We start from the raw sequence: 21,844 nt of genomic DNA on the forward strand, positions 1-21,844 counted from the left end.
GCGCTGTGCCTTGAGTGGGTTTATACCTCGGCGAGTCGCTTCTGAATAGAAAAAAATTTCGTAAGTATCTGTTTTGGCGTGATAAAAAATATGAAGCCATGGCGTATCACGACGTCCTGTGCAGCGTAGTGACTCGCGTAAAGGTTGTGCAGTTGGGATTGAAAATCCGCGTGTCGGTGGTTCGAATCCGCCTCCGGGCACCACTCATCCCGCCCAATAAATTGATATCTGTCAGAGCCCGTGTTTTCGCGACGGGTCCAAGCGATCCGGCTTGCAGTTTGGTTCGCCGCGCCCGCAGGAGCGAGCATCTCCGAGAGCTGGGTTGGATTGCGCAGGACGAAGCGCCGAGCCGCCAGTGCGAACTTGTCGACAAATCGGATGGCGCGCCCGAGGTTCTCGTCCGACGGGCGCTCATTTTCCGGCGAATGTCCCGCCGAACCCGCGCCCGAAATTGCGTCTGATGTGGAGGTCGGATCGGGCGACCGGAAAATCGATTTCCAGTCATCCCCAACGGCAACGACCTTGGCGTCGGCCAGGGCGATCGCAACGCGTTGCTGCTCCCGCCTGACATCCGGGCCGTGAAGTGACCGAGCGGCCCTTCCGGCCCCGAGGGCCGCAGCGCCTCGCGCGCATCCATCTTCTACCAGAGGGGCCGAGCAGCAGCATAACCCGCCGCGCGGGATTTTCAGCGTCACCTCGCGCCGGGAGTGGGCGTACCGTGCTCGAGCCGGAAATTCCCGTCAGGGTGTTGGATTTTCGCGGATCACGAGGGCGCCAGGGTTTCTTGAAGTCAAGGCGAGTTACCTAACGTAAAACAACCTCGAGTTGTCTCACAAGATGTTGCAATCGCACGAAAAAAACTTTTGTTGACAAAATGACGCACCTTTTACTAAGCGTTAATAGTCTGAAGACGCACAGTGCCGGTCATCACTGTGGATATGCCGTAAATCCGGTCCAGGCGTTTTGGCCATTTGGTTCAGTCCGTGTGCTGATTTCAAATGGGTGACGCATGGTTTCTCCATTTCGATCAAGGCTGTTTTTTTTTATTTGGACCGTCCCGTCTTGCGGCGGTTTTCGCGTGGCGTCCGAACCTCTTTTCCATTCTCGGTTCAACGCTGTGGCTCGCCCTGTCTTTCAGTGGAGCCGCGGCAATCGCCGAAGCCTCGCCGCAAAGCCGGACGTTTCGCGACTGGAAGGTGAGTTGCCGGGAGGCGTCCCAGCCTTGCATTGCCGCGACCACGACACTCGCGGCAGACCGGACCTGGCTCGCGACCCTGCGGATGCAGCCCGAAAGCGCTGGCGGCGCGCGGTTGCAGGTCCTCTTGCCGCAGCAGATCCATATCGGCTCGGGCGCTTTCGCGAAGCTCTCGGGCGGTGCCGAGCAACGGCTGCGACTGATCCGCTGCGTGCCCGGCGCCTGCGAGGCGCGCCTCGATCTTCCGGGCCCCGCGCTTGAGGCGTGGAAGGCTGCCCGCACCGCGCAACTGACCTATCGACCTGCTCCCAACGCGCCACCGATCCGCTTCGACGTGTCGTTGATGGGGCTGACCAAAGCCTTGGCGCAGGCCCGGGGCGAGGAGGCGCAAGAGTGAAATCCCTGCTGCTGATAATGCTTCTGGCCGGCGCGGCGTTCACGGCGCCGCTGACAACCGCGCATGCCGAAGCGCAGGCGAAAGGGACGGTCGAGACGAGCTCTGTCACCGTGCAGACCTTCACGCTGTCGAAAGTCGAGTTCGATCCGTCGAGCTATCTCGCACCCGAGCAGCTGCAAAAGGTCGCCGCGCAATACACGGGCCGCCCGATCAGCTTCGACGATCTGACGAAGATGATCAAAGAGATCAAACGGCTTTACGTTGTCGCGGGGGTGCCCACGGCAGAGCCCGTTCTGCCGCCGCAGGAGATCCGCAACGGCGTGCTGCATGTCGCGCTGATCGAGGCGAAGGTCGAGTCGGTGAAGATCGAGGGCTTCCCGCGCACCAACCCGGCTTTCCTGCGCGACCGCCTCTCGCTGCCGCTCGATGAAAAGCCCGATTTCGAAGAGATCGCCCGTGAACTGCGCGTCTTCGACCTTTCCTACGATATCCGTCCGTCGCTGAAATTCTCGCCCGGTACCGCTCCGGGCACGACCGTCGCGACGATCTATGGCGACGCGCCCAAGCGTTTCACCGCGACCCTGTCGGCCGACAATTACGGTCGCCCCGAGACGGGCCGCGCCCGGGCCTCGCTCTTCGTGCGTTGGGCGAGTGTGACGGGCGTGCGCGATGCGCTCTCCTTGCAGGCGCAGAAGTCGCAAGGGGCTTCGGCCTATTCGCTTGGCTATTCGCGGCCGATCGGCCCGAAAGGCGGTGTCGTGACGGCGGCGATCAGCCGCTCGAACAGCGCGATCATCGGGGGCGAATTCGTCCCGGTCCAGATCACCTCGGATTCCACCGATTTTACCGTCAATTACCGACGCCCGTTCAAGATCGGGCCGGATCGCTATTACACCTTCGAAGGCGGGTTCGATGCCGGGCGCGACAAGTCCAAGGCGGGCTCGATCGGGTTCTCGGATATCTCGCTGCGCGAGGTCTACGCGATCGGGCGGTTCTATCGGCAATGGCCGAAAGCGCGTGCGAGCATCGGACTCGGGGTCCGGATCGGGCGGGCGGATGCCAAAGGCACTTCCGAGACCGAGGGGCCTTACCAGCTGATCTATGGGGATGCGAGCTTCAGCACGCCTCTGGGTACGCTGCTGCAATTCGACGCGACCGCGAATTTCCAGATCGCGCCGGGCCAGAACCTGCCGGTGTCGCGCCTGATCACGGCCGGTGGGGTGGGCAGCGTGCGCGGCTATCCCAGCGAGGTGCGCGGCGGCGATTCCGGGGTTGTTCTGAACCTCCAGATTTCCAAGCGCGAGCCCTTCTCGTGGATGAAGGGGCGGTTGAACGTGCGGCCCTTCGCCTTTGTCGATGCGGCGGCCGTGGTGCCCTATCGCGCTTCGGGGGGCTTCGATTCCAGTCAGGACGTGCTGGCCTCGCTCGGGGTCGGCGCGGCCACGGCCCTGCGCGAGAAAGTGGCGTTGCTGGCGAGCGTCGGTGTGCCGCTGAAAAAGACTTTGGGCTTCTCCGATGTAGGCAAACCAACGGTCTATGTCGGGCTTGATTATAAATTCTGAGGAGAACCGAGAGAATGACCAAGATGATTGAGAGGGCAGAGCTGGGCGCACGGATCGCGAAAGGGGTGGCCGTCGCCGTGTTCGCTCTGGGATGTTTCGCGCCCGCCGCTTTTGCCCAGACGGCCACGGAGGACGGCAAGACCCAGCCGGTGGCGAACCCCGCCGACGCTGCGCAGAAAGCCGCGCCCGCCGCGACCGACGCATCGAGCGATATCGCCAATAACACTGCCTTCGGGGATTGGGTCGTCTCCTGTCAGGCCGCGACGGTCAAGAAGACGGTCTGCCGCCTCGTACAAGAGCAGCGCGTGAAGAATTCGAACCAGCTTCTTGCGCGTTTCATCGCGGTCCCGGCCAAGGATGGTGCGGTTCTGATCGCGCAAGTCCCGATGGGCGTCTACCTGCCCGGCGGCGCGGTCTATCGCTTCGAGGGCAAGGACGATCTCAAACAGCGCGACATGGTCTGGCAGACCTGCCTGAACGGTGTTTGCGAGGCCGCTGCGCCGCTCTCGGCCGATGAGCTGAACCTCTTCAACGAGAATAAGGCGATCCTGTTCGGCTACAAGCCGACCGCCGAGGGCAAGCCGGTGGTTCTGCGTGTGAGCGTGGAGCAATTCAACAAGGCACTTGAGGTGCTCAGAAAAGCAGAAGGCTGACAGTCGGCCTGACGACTGAGGCGGCCGGAGGGGGCCGCCGAAAAGCGGCAGTGGGACCGCTTCAAAAAGGGGGGGGCACCGCGATGACCTATCGCCGGAATGACAGAACGACGACCATCTTTCGCTGCGGGATGCGGAGGCTCGGGTGGTTGAGCAGCGTCTCGGCGGCGGCGATTTTCGCGGTGCTTCCCGCCTTCGCCGATGTCGTTGCGGATGGCACGACCAATACCACCGTCTCCACCAGCGGCGGCGCGACCAATGTCACGACCGGCACGATCCAGAACGACACGGCATTCAACACCTTCAGCCAGTTCAATGTGACTGCCGGCACGACGGTCAATGTCTATCAACCGGCAAATACCAATGCGCTCGTCAACATCATCAATGGCGGGCAGAGCTCCATCGCCGGCACGCTGAATGCGGGCTTCGGGGCGCCCGGCGTGGCGCCGGTCGCGACGGGCAGCAACGTTTTCTTCGTGAACTCGGACGGGTTCGTGGTGAGTTCGACGGGCACGATCAATGCCGGGCAACTGACGATGAGCGCGCCGACACCCGGTTTCGTCAACGATCTGACGAGCGAGGCGCAAGGCAATTTCACCGCCAGTGTCGATAAGCCCACGGCGCAGCTTTTCGCGGGTTCGGAGCCGCTCAGCGACAGTGGTCAGATCACCGTGGACGGCCAGATCAACGCAACCCGCCTCGCGCTGCGTTCGGGCGGTCTGGGCATGATGCTGAACGGGCGGATCACGGTGGAGGATCCGACCTCTGTCGATCCGATCTCGGTCGGGGTGAATACAGATGGCACGCCGCAGGCGGTCGGGCTCGTCAGCCAGGGCGGGGTGATCCGGCTTGTTTCCAAGGGCGGGCTGGCAGCCGGGTCGAGCAGCAACATCACGGCCAAGCGGGGGACCAACGTCCTGGATTCTCAAGGCGGCGGCGTGGTGCTGGGACAGGCCCAGGGCGAGATCAATGTCGATGGCAAGATCGACGTCTCGGCCAGCGGGACCCTGACGGGCGCGGGCGGCACGGTCTTCCTGTTTACCGAAGGCTCTGCGGTGATGGGCAGCGGTCTTGACGTGAAAGCGACCTCGGTGGCGGGCGATGGCGGCGCGTTCGTGCTGCGTGCGGGCGGGGTGACGAGCCCGCTGCAGGTGGCGCAAGGCGATCTGAGCGCGCAGGGCGCCTTCGACATGTCCACCTCGAGCGCGACTGGCAAGGCGGGCTTCGTCTTCCTGCGCGGGCAAAATATCTCGACCGCCGGTCAGATCACCACCAAGGGCGGCGATCTGGCCTTCGCCGCCGACAAAACCGTCACTCTGAGCCACGATATCTCGACCCGTGCGGGCGATGCGGTCGATCCGATCGCCGGCACTCCCGGCGAGGGCACGGCGGGTTCGATCCTCGTCGCGGCGCAGGACATCAATGTCTCCTCCGGCACCACTTTGCGCGCGGACAGCACGGCGCCGGATGGCGGCGGACTGATCCTGCTTTCGGCACGCTCGTTCAACACCGGCATCGCCTGGGCGATCAATCCCGACAGCGAAAGCGCCTCGATCACCATCGACAATGCCGATCTGAAATCGGGCTCGATCGTGGTGAACTCGGTGGCGACCGTCTCGAATTCGCTGGGAAGCGACAATCTGGCCGTCGAGGAGCAGCAGGTCGACGATCTCGAAGGCGGCACCACCGAGCAGCAGATGACCGATCAGATCAACAATGGTCTGACGTTGATGACGAACCTGATCCAGCAGGGCGCCACGACGATCAACAGCATGTTCCCGCTGCAGGTTCAGCTCCTCGATGCACAGTCGCATGTGAAGATCACCAACAGCACGCTGACCGCGGACGGTAACTGGAAGGACAAGGCGATCACGCCGACGGCCCTCTCGGGTGGCACGCCCTCGAATAACGGCCAGCTTGGCGCTACGGGGCTGCTTGAGGATACCTACAGCTTTCTCTCGACCCCGCAGCTGAACTTCAACAGCAGCGTGCAGGATGTGGTCGATAACGTCACCGGCAGTCTGATCGGCGGCGGCGCACCCTATAGCCTGACGCTGAAACTGCCCTCTGCCTGGGAACCTTCGAGCGATGCGCTCGTCGTGCAATCCCATGCCCAGACCACCTATTCCATCGCGCCCAAGGCCTATGCGCTGGGTGTCGTCATGGCCAACAGCCACATCGAAAGCCAGGTTCTGATTGATGGCAGCGACCTGACGACCAAGGCGGGCAGCATGCGTCTGGCGAGCACCGCGTCGGAAGATCACACGGTTTCGATCTCGGCCAGCAAGGTGCAGAATTACGCGGGCGCGCTGGTGGTCACGACCCGTCAACTGAAGAACCAGCTTCTGGTGAAGGGCGGATCACTGACCTCGGCGGGCGCGCTCAACGCGGGTGCCTTCACCGGCAAGTCGCATTCGATCACCACCGGCGCGAATGCCGGAACCGAAGGGCGCGGCGCGGTGGCGATCAGCGTGGATGTTTCGCAATCCACGACCGAGGCCGCTCTGGGCGGCACGATCAATACCGGCGGCGCGCTGAACCTCGATGCCGAGACGCTGTTCTTCAACAAGATTCATGCGACCACCGCGACGATGGGCGTGGCCGATCCGGGCAAGCTGATCGGCAAGAAGCGCGCGGCGAACAACCCGATGGTGCAGGCGATCCCGGGCGCGCAGAGCCAGCTTCAGGGCACGCCGGTCGATCCGAACCGTCCCCCCCATATCGGCTTCGGCGTGGCGATCGACGTTCAGGTGGACACCGACAACACCTTCGCGACGCTGGGCGGCGATTATCACGACTTCACCAGCGCGGATGCGCTGACCGCGCTCGGCACGACCCATGTCATCGCGACAGGCCAACCCGTTTCGGTCAACTCTGCCTATCGTTTCGCGGGCCCGACCGAGGGCGGCAGTTCGCTGTCGCGCTCGGTCTCGGCGGCGTTCGGCAAGCTGAACTACGCGGCGAAATACGCGCTCGACAAATACAACGCCACGCATCCGAACGATCAGATCACCGAAGATGAGTTGATGGGGAAATATTCCCAGGCGCTGATGCTGACCGGCTCGGTCTCGACGATGGCTGGCACGACGCAGGCCGAAATCGGCAAGGACGCCACGGTGAATGCGGCGGCTGCGAGCGTACAATCGGTGACGCGCTTCCCGCATGCCGATCCGCTGGGCGATGTCCGTGACAAGTGGACCCAGTTCGTCGGCCAGATCACCGATTACACCGAGCTGCCCAGCAACCCGAGCGACCCGACCCAGCTCACCCCGCCCGACGCGCCCGGCCTGATCGACACGATCAACCCGCTGAACTTCATCACCACGGACGTCAAATCGAAGGCGTTGGCGCCGGTGCCGAAAGACGGCTCGCGCCCGGTCGTGCCCGAGGATCAGCAGAAGCTCGCGATCGGCATCACGGCCAATGTCTTCAACACCGACAACACGACCGATGCGGTGGTCCGCAACGGTGCGGTTCTGAACCTCACCGGCGATCTCAATGTGCTGTCGAGCCAGGAGAGCCTGTTCCTTCATCTCGCCAACCTGCCCAAGTCGAACCCGATCAAGGGCGATGCGGAAGGCGCGATCGGGGTCGGGATCAATATCGACCGGATCGGCAGCAAGGTCTCCTCGGTCGTCGAATCCGGCGCGACGGTGAATGCGGGGACGAATGCGGTCAAGGTCGATGCCTATACCCGCAACATCGCGGGCATCTTGAGCTTCTCGGGCGGGCAGGGCACGAAAACGGCGGTCAATGCGACGGTCGCCACGAATATCGCCCATGCGGAAACCGTGGCGCGGATCGGCGACGATGCCTCGGTCACCGGCGGCGCGGTCACGATCTCGGCCAAGGACGAATCCGTCGAATGGGCGGCGGCGGGCGCGATCTCGGCCTCTGAAAACGTGGGGGTCGGTGCCTCGGCGGGGCTGAACATTTCGGGCCGCAAGGTCTGGGCCGGGATCGGTCCGGCGGATGAAGCCGCGACCCCGGGTGGTGCGGGCAACACGATCATCAATGCCGACACCCTGACGATCAGCGCCGAGAACGCGACGACCGATGTCGTGGTCGGCGTCGCGGGGTCGAAAGTGCAGGGCAAGCCCCAGCAACAGAGCGATCCGCAATCGACCGGCGGCACGACCGACCCGAACGGCACGAACGAGGATGACATGATCATCCCGTCCTGGCTCTTCGCCGATGACGAGGACGAGGCCGTCAACCAGCAGCAGAACGTGCAGACTCCTGCCGATAGCGACGGCAATCAGCAGCAAAGCGGCTGGGCGGTCACCGGCGTCGCTTCGCTCAACCTCTCGCTCGGCAACGAGACGGTCGCGGCGCTCAACACGCAGGGCAAGATCGAGCTGGGCTCGACCCTGACCCAGACGGCGAAGAATACCGCGCTTCAGATCGCGGGCGGCGGGGCCGTCTCGGCCGGGCTGGGGCAGGCGCAGGATACCAATGCGCTGGCGGGCGCCTTCTCGGTCATGGTCGATACGCGCGAGCTGCGCTCGGAAGTGACCGGCGCCACGATCAACGCGGGCGGCGCGGTTACCATCGGAGCCGAGGATCACGCGACGGTGGTCAACGTGGCCGTGGGCGGCGCGGGCACCTCGCGCGGCGATATCGCGCTGGCGGGGTCGGTCGCAGTCGCGGTGCTCGATGGCGGGACCACGGCAACCGTGACCGATGCCTCCATCACCTCGGACGCGCTGAGCGTGAGTGCGACCGATGGCTCCACCACGGTTTCGGTCGGCGGCGCGGTCGGAATCAACATGGACAAGACCAAGGGCTCGGGCGTCGGGATCGGCATCGCCGTCAACACCGTCACCCGCAGCGCGGGCGCCTCGATCACCGGGGCGAGCACCATCGACACCGGCGCTTTCGGCATCACCGCCGACAGCACGCAGTCGATCTATGGCTTCGGCGTCTCGGCGGGCTCGGGCAAGACCGGCATCGCGGGCTCGATCTCGGTCAACAACATCACCGGTGGCGCGCGGGCGGATGTGACCGGCAATGGCGCAGGCGCGGACCGGATGGGGATCTCGGCCAGCTCGATCAATGTCGGCGTCACCGAGGCCAATACGATCTTCTCGCTCGGGGGCGCGCTGGCCAATGGCGACAATGCCGTGGGCGGCGCCGCGACGGTGAACGTCATCACCTCGACCTCCGGTGCGACGCTGACGAATGCGCTCGTGACCGGGCAGGGAGGCACGGGCGGCACCGGCGCGATCACGATGGGGGCGACCGGGTCGAGCACGATTTCCTCGATCGCCGTGGCGGGCGCGGTATCCGACCAGCAGACCGCGGCGGGCGTGGGCCTGTCGGCGAACAACATCTCGGCCACGCTGGAGGTGTCGGCTGCCGGCACCGAGGCGCTGGACGCGGATAGCATCGCGCTGACGGCGACGAACTCGCGAGAAATCAACAGCCTGGGCGGCGGCGCCGCAGCCTCGAACGGGAGCGCGGGCGGCTTTGCGGGCACGCTGAACCTGCTGACCGCGAACACCACGAGCATCAATCTCGGCAATGCCAACCTGAGCACGACCGGTGCCGGGGCGATCTCGGCCACGGCGACGGCCACCGGCACGATCCGGTCTGCGGCGGTCGCGCTGAGCGCCTCGCGCGATACCTCGCTCGGCGGCGCGGTAACGGTGAACGTCTCGACCGCGACGACGCAGGTTTCGGCGGTGGATGCGGCGCTGAACGCAGGCGGTGCGCTGAGCCTGAGCGCCGACGATACCGGCACGATCGCAAGCCTCGCGGGTGGTGCGGCGCTGAGCGCGGACGGCAGCGGCGTCGGTGGTGCGGTCTCCGCCAATTTCATCACGCATGATACGGGCGTGTTGACCCATGGCGCGGATCTGACCGGCGAGGGCGTGACGCTCGATGCCCGGAACGGCTCGACCATCACCAGCGGCGCGGTTGGCCTTGCCGGTGGCGGCACGAATGCGGTGGGCGGCTCGATCGCGATCGGCGATATCGGCAACACCACGGCGGTCGATGCGACGAACGCCAAGATCGACGGCGGCACCGGCGCGGTCGCGCTTTCGGCCACGCGCACTGGGCAGATCTCGATCCTCTCGGGCGCGGCGGCTGCGGGCGGTACGAATGCCGTGGGAGTGGCGCTGACGGTGGCCACGATCCATGGCGGCACGACCGCCGATCTCATCACGGGCGAGGCGGTGCGCGGCTCCTCGCTGAGCGTCACGGCGGATGATACTGCCGGGATCGACGCCATCGCGGTTTCCGGGGCGGCCTCGGGCGAGGTGAGCGTGGCGGGCTCGGTGGTCTATACCCAGATCGGCCAGCCGGGCGCGAACGGCCCGAGCGTGGCGCCGCTGCCCGGGTCGAGCAGCGAAGACCCGGTCGGCGATGCGCAGACCAACGTCAAGGATCGGCGCGATGCGGCGGTGGCCGGGCTGGTTTCCAGCGTGAGCGCCACGACGCAGGCCCCCGATTTCGACGCAAGCCAACTGGCGCTGACGCTTAATGCGGATGCGGTGACCCGTGCGCGGGTGGAACTCTCGGGTGCGACGCCCGCACTGCCCGCCACCACGATAACCTCAAGCTCCACCGGCACGATCCGCTCGCTCGCGGGGGCGGTGGCGATCGGCGGCTCGGGCGCGGGTGTCGGGGCCGGGATCGGCGTCAATCTGCTCTTCGCGAAGACCGAGGCCGAACTCGTCTTGCCGACCGATGCCGAAACCCGGGCGCCGAGCGTGTCGGTCGGCGCGACCCAGACCGGCACGATCGAGACGGCGGCCGTCTCTGGCGGTTTCTCGGGGGGCGTCGGCGGTGCGGGCTCGATCCTCGTCAACGTGATGAACCGGCAGGCCGATGCCCATATTCGCGGCAATGGCGGGTCGGGCACGCGCGCGGCGCTGCGTACCGATCGCGGCGATGTTTCCGTCACCACGACCCAGACCGGCACGATCAAGGCGATGGCGGGCTCGGCCGGGATCGGCGGGCAGGCGGGCGCGGGCGGCGCGATCGTCGTCAACGTGATGTCGGATGACACCGAGGCGGCGGTCGAGGACGCGGCGATCCTCGCGCGCAAGCTCGATGAGAGCGCGACGGTGGACGGGCCGCTGTCGCTGGCGGGCACGCTGGCCATCGACGCCGATCAGCAGATGACGCTTCAGGCGCTTTCGGCTGCGGTCGGCGGCGGCGGCTCGGGCGCCTTCGCGGGAAGCTTCGCGCTCAATGTCGCCAATGGCGAAGTCTTTGCGGGCCTGCGTCGCTCCGAGGCGCAGGTCGGGACGCTGGCGCTTGCCGCCCGTTCGACCCCCTCGCTCACGGCGAATGCGGGCGCGATCAGCGGCTCGGGCGGGGCCTCGGTCGGGCTTGGCATCGCGATCAACAATTCCGCGCAGACCGTGCGTGCGGACATCACCTCGAGCACGCTGCGCGCGGGCCACAATGCCTCGCTCGACGCCTATCAGACGACCACCTTCCACGGCAACGCGATCTCGGGGGCGGGCGGCACGGTCGGCGTGACGGGCTCGGGCGTGAACAACACGGCTGCGAACACCGTCGAGGCGGTGGTCCAGGGCGGGCCGATCTCGCTCGTGGATCCGACGAGCGGTCTGCCCGAGCCGACGCGCTACGGCTCCGATATCGCGACGCGTGGTTCACTGCTGATCGACGCGCAATCGGTGACGGCGATCACGCTGCTGGGCGGCTCGGACGAGAGCAAGCCCGCCAATTCCACCGATGCGCGCAACGAGGCCCCTGATCTGAACCTCTCGATCTCGGGCGGGGCGACGGCGGGCGTCGGCGTCTCGGCCTCGGTCAACACGATCCAGAACCGGGTGAAGGCCCGTATCCTCGACAATGCTCGGGTTGTCGCCCTCGGGCAGGAAGCCATCGACTGGACCGATATCGACGGCACCGCGCAGTCAACCACCGGGCTTGCGATGAATGCGCAGGCGCGCAGCGGGATCGCGATGCTGACCGCGAACGGATCGGTGGGCGGCGTGGCCGGTGTCAGCGCCCTCTTCGGGATGAACCTGATCGACGACGAGGCGCTGGTGCAGCTCGGATCCGCTCAGGGCAGCGATCTGGTGCGGCTCAACCCGCGCTACGATACCGATTTCACGGGTGATATCGGCAGCGACACGGCGTCGGCGGCGCAGGATGTGACGCTCAATGCCGACACCGCGAACGACTCCGCGCTCTACACCGTCAATGTCGCGATCGGCGGCGCGGCCGGGGTCGGCGCAAGCGCGGGCACGACGGTCGTCACCTCGACCGCTAAGGTCGAGACATATGACGCGCAGATCGCGGCCGCGCGCGATATCGCTGCCAAGGCGACGAGCAAATCCACGCTGACCAGCTTTGTCGCGGGGATCGGCGGCGGCTTTGTCGGCGTGAGCGGCAATGCCAATGTGAACGTGCTCAATTCGACGGCGGAGATCGGTATTCGGGGCGGGTCCTTCGATGCGGGCCGTGACCTGAACCTCGACACGCTGATCGACAATGACCTCTATGCGATGACCGGCGGTGGTTCGGGTGGCGTGGCGGCGGCGGTCGGCGGCGCGATCCAGGTCACGGTTGCCAATGGCACCTCGAAAGTCTCGGTCGGCTCGGGTCGCGCGGGCGATTTCGCGCGGCTCGACGCGGGTAATGACCTCACGGCGAAAGCGGATACGCAGCTTCTGCAAAAAGGCTATGCCGGGGCAGGGGCCGTGGCGGGCGCGGGGGTCGCGCTCTCGGCAAATCTCATGGTGGACCGCGCGACGACGGAAGTCTCGATCGGCGACAGCCAGCAACTGACGGCGGGGGGGAAGCTGCAGCTGACCGCGCATGAGACCGCGGATCTCACCGGTGCGGCGGGCTCGATCGGTGGCGGCGCGCTCGGTGTCGGGGCGAGTCTCGATTTCGTGAGCCTTCAGGGCACCACCAAGGTCACCGTCGGCGACGGCGCGGTGCTGAAGGCGAATGACGCGGCCAATGGCGCACGCGGCGTCGGGCGCGACGGGATCACGCTCTCCGCAACCTCCGAGCGCAAGCTGGATTCGACCGTGGTTGCGGTCGGCGCGGGCGGAATTGCGGTGGGGGCCGCGATCTCTGTCGCCGAGCTGGGCGGTGCGGTCGATGACCAGAGCGGCAATCTCTCGAACGCGATGGCCTCGATCAATAGCGAGCTGGCAAGCGACCAGAACGGCAGCGGCGGGCTGCCCTCGGACGCGACCGATCAGGATCGTCAGAATACCGGCGGTTCGGTCATCGGATTTGCCGGGGCGAGTGATACGCAAAGCCAGATCGTCACCGCACGGCAGGGCCTGAACCCGGCCGCCACGGGCAGCGATCAGGTGGGCGTCGAGATCGGCTCCGCGAAACTGCTGACCAATGGCGATCTGTCGCTGACCAGCGATGCCAAAACCGATCTGTCGCAAGTGGCAGGGGCGGGGGCCGGTTCGATCTTCGGCGGCGCGTCGAGCGGGATCGTGGTCTCCAACGTTTCCACCGGCGCGGCGGTGACGCTGCTTGATGGCGCGACGCTGAGCGCGGGCGGGGCGGTCAATCTGGGTGCCAAGACCCATGGCGGCGACGATGGCAATGTGATCGACGCCTCGGCGTCGACCGTTGCGGCATCGGGCGGCTACACTGGCGGCGCGGGCGTGACGGTGGCGACGCTCAACGCGGGCGCCGCGGTCCAGATGGGCGCCGGGGTTTCGGTTTCGGGCTACAGCATCGGGATCAATGCCGATCGTACGGGCGAGGTGAAAACCGTCACCACGAATATCACCGGCGGGCTTGCGGGTGTTGCAGGCGTCGCCGTCTCCAGCGCCAGGAGCGAAGGGACCAGCGCGATCACCATCGGCCGCGCGGGCGCGAGCCTGAATACGCTCAAGAGCAGCGCGGGCAAGATCTCTCTGGAGACCTCCGATGGCACCTCGGTCCATGCCGAAGGCTCGGGCAGCTCGGGCGGGCTCGGTGGCTCGACGAATTCCGTCGTCGTGACCGGCACCAATGCGGGCAATAGCGCGGTCAGCGTTCTGCGCACCACGGTCAATGCAGGCGGCGAGTTCGACCTGCAGAACACCAATGGCGGCGCGGCCTATGCCGAGGCGCATGGTATTTCGGTCGCGGCGGGCGTCTCGATCGGGGCAGGGGTTGCGACCTCGCGCGCCGATATGAACGTGACGACCCTGTTCGGCGCCGATGTCACTGCACGCGACATCACGATCAACAGCGAGATCAAGCGGACCGACGATCGGGTGACGAGCCAGGCGAAGGCGCAATCGACCTCGGGCGGTCTGCTGAGCGGCAACGGGGCGGCGGCCTATGCCTATTCGAGCTATGGCATCACCTCGACGCTGAGTGGCAACCTCACCGCCAACAACGCCATCTCGCTGAGTGCGGATGCGAGCGCGGTGAAGGTGGACAGCTTCGCGACCGGGCGCAGTGGCGGTGCGGTGGCGGTCGGGCTGACGCTGGCCTATGCCGGTCAGGATCTGACGAAAGGCGATAGTGGCGATGTGGCCTTCTCGATCGACAATTCGGTCCTGAAAGGCAAAGTGGTCACGCTGGGTGCGGGCAATGCGCCCGACATCAGCGCGGGTGCGGATTCCGGCTCGGGCGGTCTCGTCTCGGGCTCGGGGGCGGAGACGCATGTCACGACCGACACGAAATCGACCTTTGATATCGGCACCACCGGATCAACGTTGATCACCGCGACCGACCGGCTCCAGATCACGGCAGGACAGAACGGCGCTTTCGCCAGCACCCTCGATACCACGAGCGCGGCGGCGGTGGGCTATTCCGGTGCGCTGAGCGAAAACACGATCAGTGCGGCGACCGCGCTGACGCTGGGCGGGCACACCACGATTGCCGCGCGCAATATCGAGATCGGCGCGGATACGACCTTCAAGCGCCCCGATAATGGCTACAACCTCGTGTCGGGCTCGGGCGGCGCGATCGACGTCGCCGCGATGCGCAGCTTCGTCACGGTGAACGCCACGACAGATCTCAACATCAATGACGGCGCGATGCTGCTGCAAAGCGGCCTGGCCGATGGCGGGCAGACCTTCGAGCTGGGCGCCTCGACGAACATGATCTTCTTCGACCGTCTCAAGCTCGATTCCGGCGGCGCGATCGCCAGCCCGATCGGTAACAGTACGGTCGATGTCCAGACCAACACCGCCCATGTCACAATCGGCAGCGCGACGCTGCTCGCGATGGACGATCTCGACATCTATGCGGGCGGCGACGCGAACATCAAATCCGAGGTCGATACCACCTCTTACGGCCTGTCTGGGGCCGCGTCGGGCAACACCACCGCGACCTACAACGCCGATAACAAGATCAGCCTGACCTCGGGCGCGGATCTGCAATCCTTCACCGATATCGGGCTGCGGGCGGGCTATACCTCGAAAGGGGCGCAGCAGGTCGATGTGAATGCCGAGACGCGCGTCTTCAACAAGACGGCCTTCCCGATCAACGGCACGCCGGGCGCGGATGCGACCGCCAATATGAACCAGCGCGTGAGCGTGGGCACCGGCGCCAGCGTCGCTGCCGTGCATGACGTCTATGTCTTCGCCGAGCGCGGGGGCGGAGACGTGCTGGGCTACGGCCGCGGCAAGGATCTCTATCGTGAAGTCGCCGCCGCGATCGGCTCGGCGCTGAGCGAGGCTTTCGGCGGCGATCCGGTCAGCCTCGACATCGAGAGCGGCACCTCGACCGACAAGGGCGAGAACATGATCGTGGTGAACGGTTATGTCCGCGCAGGCTCGCGCAACAAGCAGATCCTGATCCTCGACGCGAACAACCACCTCGATAACCCGTCGGAGAGCTACACTAACTCGCAGGGCCAGACGGTCAGCTACACGAATGAGGATGCGGACGGGATCCTGAACGATCCGAGCAATGCCGATCCCGAGATCCAGGCGATGATCACGCAAGGCTCCGTGCAGAACGAGCTTGCCTCGCGCATCGCGGAGCTTCAGGCGAAGATCGCCGATCCGATCCTGAGCAAGGACACGCAGGCGGTCACCGCCTGGCAGGCCGAGATCGACGCGTTGGCGAGCCGTCTCGACTCGACCACGACCGGCACGGTCGATTTCATCAACCTGCCCGATATCCGGGCCTCCGGCGGCAGCATCTACATGCGCGCCGATACGGTTCAGGGCGCCTCGACCGGCACGCTGGATGCGCCGGGCAATGCGCAGATCGTCGTCCATGTCTATTCCGATGCCTATGTGAATGCCGGCAGCATGGAGATCCCCTCCTCTGACGGTGGCCGGATCTATTTCAACGATGTCGCGGTGAACACGCCCGAGGACGTGCAGAAGCTTGCCAATCCCAAGGGCGCCCCGATCGACTACAAGATGATCTCGGGCAATGACGCGGGCGAGTCCAAGATCGAGCTGGTCACCTATGGCAATGGGTCGATCACCTTGAATGGTCCGATCACCAATCTGGGCGGGAAGGTTCTGGTCAATTCGAATTTCGGCGATCTCGACGTGCGCGCCGATATTTCCGCGACGACGATCAATCTGAGCGCCGGGGGGAACTTCACTCAGGGTTACACGCCCGGGCTTCGCAACGAGGGCGGCGAACCGCGTTCGATCTATGCCGGCTATTTCAACCAGGTCGACAATGTCGTGCGCGATTACCTGGCGGCGGGCTTCGACGTCACCGGCTATGACGGCGGCTCGATGACGGCCGGTTACGGTTCGCTCACCGTTCCGACGGCGTCGGTTCCGACCTTCACGATCGAGCCTCGCCAAAGCTCGATCAAGGCGGGCGCCAATGTCTACATCACCGCCGATCAGCTCAATATCAACGGCCTGATCCAGGCGGGTGTGGGCAGCTATGACATCACCATTGGCGACGGGCTCCTGACCGATCTGTCGACCTTCTCGACGACCCAGCCGACGGTGCTGTTCAACCCGTCCGAGCCGGTCAACAACAATATCGTGCGCAAGCCCTATGTGACCGCCAATGATGTCTGGGTGAAATACGACCCGACCGCGACGAATGCCGAGGGCGTGCAGACCGGCGCGATCACGATTTCACCGATGGTCGTCAAGGGCGGCACGGTGGAGATCACCGGGCAGATTCTCTCGACCGGCGCGGGCAAGATCGAGTCGCTTGACGGGTTCGGCAATATCAACGTGACCAACGACACCTCGATCCCGGTGGTGTTCGACCGCGTCGATACCGGCGAGGCGGGCGCGAACGGGCAGGGGCTCGAGGGGCTGGTGCGGATCACCGATACCGACCCGCTCAAGGCGGTGGGGGGCAAGCCGCTCATCACCGAGTTCCGCCGTCTCGGTCAGACGCTGCAGGTGTATGACAACTCCTCGACCTATGACTCGGTCACCAAGACCTATGGAACCGGGGCCGATGCCGTGACGGTGACGCGGATCGTGCCGACGACGCTGGTCGATACCAGCACGGTCGATAGCGGGCGCAGCGCGAGCTACCAGCCGGTTGCGAACCGCGACATGGTGCTGCTGCAATCCGAGGTCATCACGCAGGTCAGGAATTACACGCAGAAGACCTTCTATTTCTGGGCGCCGCTCGCCAATGAAATCAAGAGCAAGTCCGAGGCGGCGAAGGTGACCAAGCTCGACCCGACCGTGACCTTCGGCGCTAACGGGGCCTATGTGACTTCCGAGGACACCGCGATCAACGACGGCGATTACAACTACGGCTTCACCGGCGAGCGCACCAGCTACAGCAACGTCAAGGGCACCGTCACGACCGATGACAAGCGGTTCCTCGGGATCGGCGATGTCTACAAGTCGTGGTCCGAGACCTCGACGGCGAATGTGCTCTACAAGCATCGTCTGCGGGCCGATTACCCGATCGACATTGTCTTCAGCGGCTCCGATGCCGGGGCACTGAACATCACCTCGGGCGGGGACGTGATCTTCAAGAAGACCGTCTCGAACCTCGTGGGCGATACCAATATTACTTCGAATTCCGGGTCCATCGTGACCGCAAGCCCGCAGATCACCGCGACGCTCAACAATCTCGACATCCGTGCCGAGAACGGCCGGATCGGCGGCGTCTCGGGCGCGTTCCGCGTCGATCAGTCGGAAGGTTCGCGCCTGACGGCGGTGGGCGGCAGTGCGGTGAATATCCGCGAGATGTCGGGCTCGATGACGATCGGCAATATCGAGGCGAAGGACCGCCCGGCCAATACGGATGCGCCGATCACCGGCACGGTGACGCTGTTTGCGGATGGCGATATCAAGATGGCGTCCGGCGGGAACCAGATCACCGCGACCTCGATCGACCTGACTTCGCAGAACGGCAGTATCGGTAGCTATGACGGGTCGACTCTCGATCCGGTCTGGGTGTCGCTCAATGGCGGCGTGCTCGATGCCACGGCGAACAAGGATGTCGCGATCGGCGCGCAGAGCGGCGACCTGCCGATCCATAGCGTGACCGCGCAGACCGGCTCGGCCACGCTGGCCGCGTTCAATGGCTCGATCCTCGACCGCAACAATGTCGAGCTCCGCGATATCCGTTCGGAAAGCGAGCTTGCCAAGCTCTGGACGCAGGATATGGGGCTTGACGACGCGGTGGCGCAGAGTGACCGGGCCCAGCGGCAGCTCGACGCGCTGGCCGCGAGCCGCGAGCACGATTACCGGGCCTATTGGAAGGCGCGCAGCGCTGCTGGCGGCGGGGCGATCGAATACACGCTGGATGGCGCCGATCAGGCGGCTCTGCTCGGCAGCGGTTGGACGCAGGCGCAGCTCGACGATTACATCTCGCAGCAGCAGGGCCTCTATGCGGAGTGGAACACCGAGACCGCCGAGCAGACCGTTTTCACCTACACGCCGACCGCGGATGACCGGGCGAGCCTCCTCGAAGGCATCGGCTGGACCACGGACGAGCTCAAGCACTGGATCCGTGCGGGTCTGATCAAGGGCACCGGGGACACCAATACCCGGATCGAAGACCCGAACATCAACGCCTACAAGGATATTAACCTCGTGGCCACGGGCACGATCGGCGAGATGCTCGATCCCTATACCGTCGGCGCGAGCAACGATCTGACGCAGGATCTCTTGGTGCTCTCGCAGGCCGAGCCTTCCGATCTGACCTTCACCCCGGATGGCAAGGTGGTGGTGCGCCGGGCCGAGGACCTGAACTTCTCCTTCACCGGGCTCGACACGAACGGGGCGCCCGTCGGCACGCTGAACGCCTTCGCGCTGGGGACGGATGTGTTCCTCGGGGCGGAAACCCCCGCGGCGATCCGCGAGGTCAACGCGGCGCGGGACGTCACGATCAAGCTCGACGGTATGATGACGGACGCCCATTCGGGCAACCCGGCGGTGACCGGCCGGATCATCGTGCTCGAGAGCGGCAATGACGCCCCGATCGCGACCGAGACCAACCCGCTCACCGTCGCGGTGCGCCCCGGCGGGATGCTGACCGCGCGCTCCGGTGTCGAGGTGAATATCGCTGCGACCGGCGATCTGCCGCTTGCCGAGGCCTATGCGCCCGGTCCGGTACGGATCAGCGCGACCGGCGCGGTCACCGATGCGCTGGCCACGGGTGCCGTGCGGATCAGCGCGGGGAGCCTGAAGCTGACCGGAAGCTCGATCGGCTCCAGCACGGTTGCGCTGCCCTTCACCCTGACCGATACGGCGCATGGCGGCACCCTCGACGTGACCACCACTTCGGGCGGCGCCTGGCTGAGCGCCAGCGGCGACCTGCCGATCTCCTCGGCCCGGACCGCGGGCGGCGGGAAGATCTCGACCGATGGCCTGATGTCCTTCACCGGGACCGATACCCTGCGCTTCGGCACGGGGTCGGCGCTGGAGCTTCTCACCGCACTAGGCCTCGATACCACCGCGTCGAGCGGGACGGATGCGACGGGCGGCACGCTCTCGATCCTGACCGGCGGCCCGGTCGGCAGCCAGTCCAAGCGCCTCGAGACCGCGCTCGGCACGTTCACCTACACCGCGACCGGCACCGATCCGACACCGCTCTGGATGCATGAGGCTGACGATCTGACCATCTCCGCGTTGACCCAGCTGACCGCAGGCTCGCCCACCGATATCACCCTGGGCGGCGCGCTAACCATCGGCACGATCAGCTCGCCCGACGAGGTGCGTCTCGCTGCGGCCTCCTTCACCGAAGGCCGGATCGTCGCCGGGCGCACCAAGCTGACAGCAAGCGGCACGATCGGGAGCGCCGCGCCGCTCAGCCTGACGACGGGCAGCCTTTACGCCTCGACAGTCGATGGGGATATCCGGCTCTCGCTGAGCGACCGTGCGAGCAATGTCGAACAGGTCACCGCGGGCGGCTTGGGTGCGATCGCACTGACGTCCGCCAACGCGCGGCTGACGCTGCTGGCGGGTCCCGGGATCACCACGCAGGGCGGGGCGATCGGTCTGGATGTGACGAGCCTCAAGGCGAATGCCGATATTCTCAGCCACAATGGGGCGATCTCGATCCAGTCCGCGGGGCTGCTGGAGCAGGCGGCGGGCACCTCGATCGACGCGGACGCCGGCACGATCACACTCGGGGTGAAGGGCGACATGATCGCCTCGCATGTGGTGACGCAAAGCACCGCCGACCCGGCGTTGAGCGTGACCGTCGATGGTGCGCTGTCGATCGCTTCTGGCCAGAGCGGGACGGTGTTCGAAGCGAACGCATCGGGCGCGGGGACGGGCCTGAACCTCGGCTCGATGACGCCGATCGGGCCCGACGGGCTGCCGGTTGCCTTCGATCACGTCACGGCGCAGGTCGCCAATGGCGCGATGCATCTCAACGAGCGCGATGCGATCCGACTGGACCTGCTGCGGACCGATAACGGTCTGATCGACCTTTATGCGGGTGGCCCGATCACCGTGCGCGGTATCGCGGCCGGTGGGGCCTCGCCGATCGTGATCTCGGCCGGGCAGGGGGATATCCGCTCGGATGGCGCACAACTGGCGGGCGGCGATGTGCGGCTCTTCGCCTTCAACGGGGCGATCACGGGTGAGACGGGCGCGACCTTCATGGGCGACATGTCCCCGGGCACGACCGGCCATTTCTTCGCCAATGGCGACGTGAACTACATGGAGACGGCGGGCGATCTGAGGGCGGGCTTCGCGCTCTCGCAGACCGGAGCGCTGCATCTCGATACGGCGAATGGCCAGATGACACTCGGCGTGCTGGGCGCGCGCACCGATCTCGCGCTGGCCGCGGATGATGCGCTGCGCGTAACGATCCTGGGCGGTGCGACGGTCGATCTGGCCGACGAGCAGGCGATGCAGCTGATCCATCCCGAGCTCTACGGTCAGCGAGAGGCGCAATCGCCCGACAATGCTGATCTGCGCGCGCGCAATGCGGGATCTACCCTCTATGCGGGGCTGCTCAATGTGCGCGACACGCTCGGGCTGCATGCCGACACTATCGACGCCTATCTCTACGACATCACGCCCGCGGATGCGCTCGCGCTGACGCTTGACGGGCATGATGACGGAATGGCGGCGCAGGTCGCTGTGAACTCGATCGGCGACGGCCCGGTGCTGTTCATCCCGCAGGCGCAGTATTTCGACGATGTGCGCGGGCGTCTGGGTGGCCGTGATACGGCGCGCGGCACGCTCAACCTCGTTCGCGGGCGTATCACGACGGGCTCCGTCAGCCATGCGGGGCCGGTGCTCAATGGCTATGACGTGGTGATCGGCGGCGATGTCTGGTTCTACCAGCAGGGCTTCTCGGTGCTCGCGCAGGCGGTCTATGACAAGCTCTCGACCGTCGCCGATGCGCAGACGCTTGCGATCAATGCGGGTAAATACAGTTTCAGCCAGTCGAACCGGATCGACCTGAACGTGACCGAAGGGCTTGTGCTGAACCGCCGCCTCGCCGGCACCGGGATCAATGGCGGGCAGGGTTTCGGCTTCAACGTCGGCGTCGAGACCGACCTGCTGGGATTCCCCTACACGACGTCGGGTGCGCGCGCGGGCGTCACCCGGCCGGGGCTGATCATGCGCCTGCCGAGCACGCAGCCCGAGAAGGAAGAGCCGCGCGTGACCTGGGTGGTGTCCTCGGCCGAGTGAGACCCGCCCGATGCGCAAGACAGGGG

General features: G+C 65.7%; 5 protein-coding genes. 4 read left to right on the top strand and 1 reads right to left on the bottom strand.

All coding sequences use genetic code 11. The annotated features are described in order from the left end of the window. Positions 1 to 20: 20 nt before the first annotated feature. On the bottom strand, positions 21 to 695 hold the full coding sequence (locus tag DW2_RS19610; protein ID WP_156102830.1) for a hypothetical protein: 675 nt from the start codon (positions 693 to 695) through the stop codon (positions 21 to 23). Positions 696 to 1,196: 501 nt separating this feature from the next. On the opposite strand from DW2_RS19610, the gene DW2_RS19255 reads away from it, so the two are divergent. The 4 genes from DW2_RS19255 to DW2_RS00350 all read left to right on the top strand — a co-directional run bounded on the left by DW2_RS19255 (position 1,197) and on the right by DW2_RS00350 (position 21,818). Next, a complete protein-coding gene (locus DW2_RS19255; RefSeq protein ID WP_162178873.1) occupies positions 1,197 to 1,592 on the top strand; it encodes an invasion associated locus B family protein in 396 nt (131 codons plus the stop codon). Beyond that, a complete protein-coding gene (locus DW2_RS00340; RefSeq protein WP_038142440.1) occupies positions 1,589 to 3,154 on the top strand; it encodes a ShlB/FhaC/HecB family hemolysin secretion/activation protein in 1,566 nt (521 codons plus the stop codon). The genes DW2_RS19255 and DW2_RS00340 overlap by 4 nt, the downstream gene beginning before the upstream one ends. Before the next feature lie 14 nt (positions 3,155 to 3,168). After that, the gene (locus tag DW2_RS00345; RefSeq protein WP_038142442.1) at positions 3,169 to 3,807 is read left to right on the top strand and encodes an invasion associated locus B family protein; all 639 of its coding nucleotides are present in this window, start codon (positions 3,169 to 3,171) and stop codon (positions 3,805 to 3,807) included. Between the two features lie 149 nt (positions 3,808 to 3,956). Then, complete coding sequence (locus DW2_RS00350) at positions 3,957 to 21,818, top strand: leukotoxin LktA family filamentous adhesin (protein ID WP_038142443.1); 17,862 nt, start codon at positions 3,957 to 3,959, stop codon at positions 21,816 to 21,818. The last annotated feature ends 26 nt before the right edge of the window (positions 21,819 to 21,844 follow it).

Origin of the sequence: Thioclava atlantica, assembly GCF_000737065.1 — a bacterium.
In the GTDB taxonomy this organism is placed as follows: Bacteria; Pseudomonadota; Alphaproteobacteria; order Rhodobacterales; family Rhodobacteraceae; genus Thioclava; species Thioclava atlantica.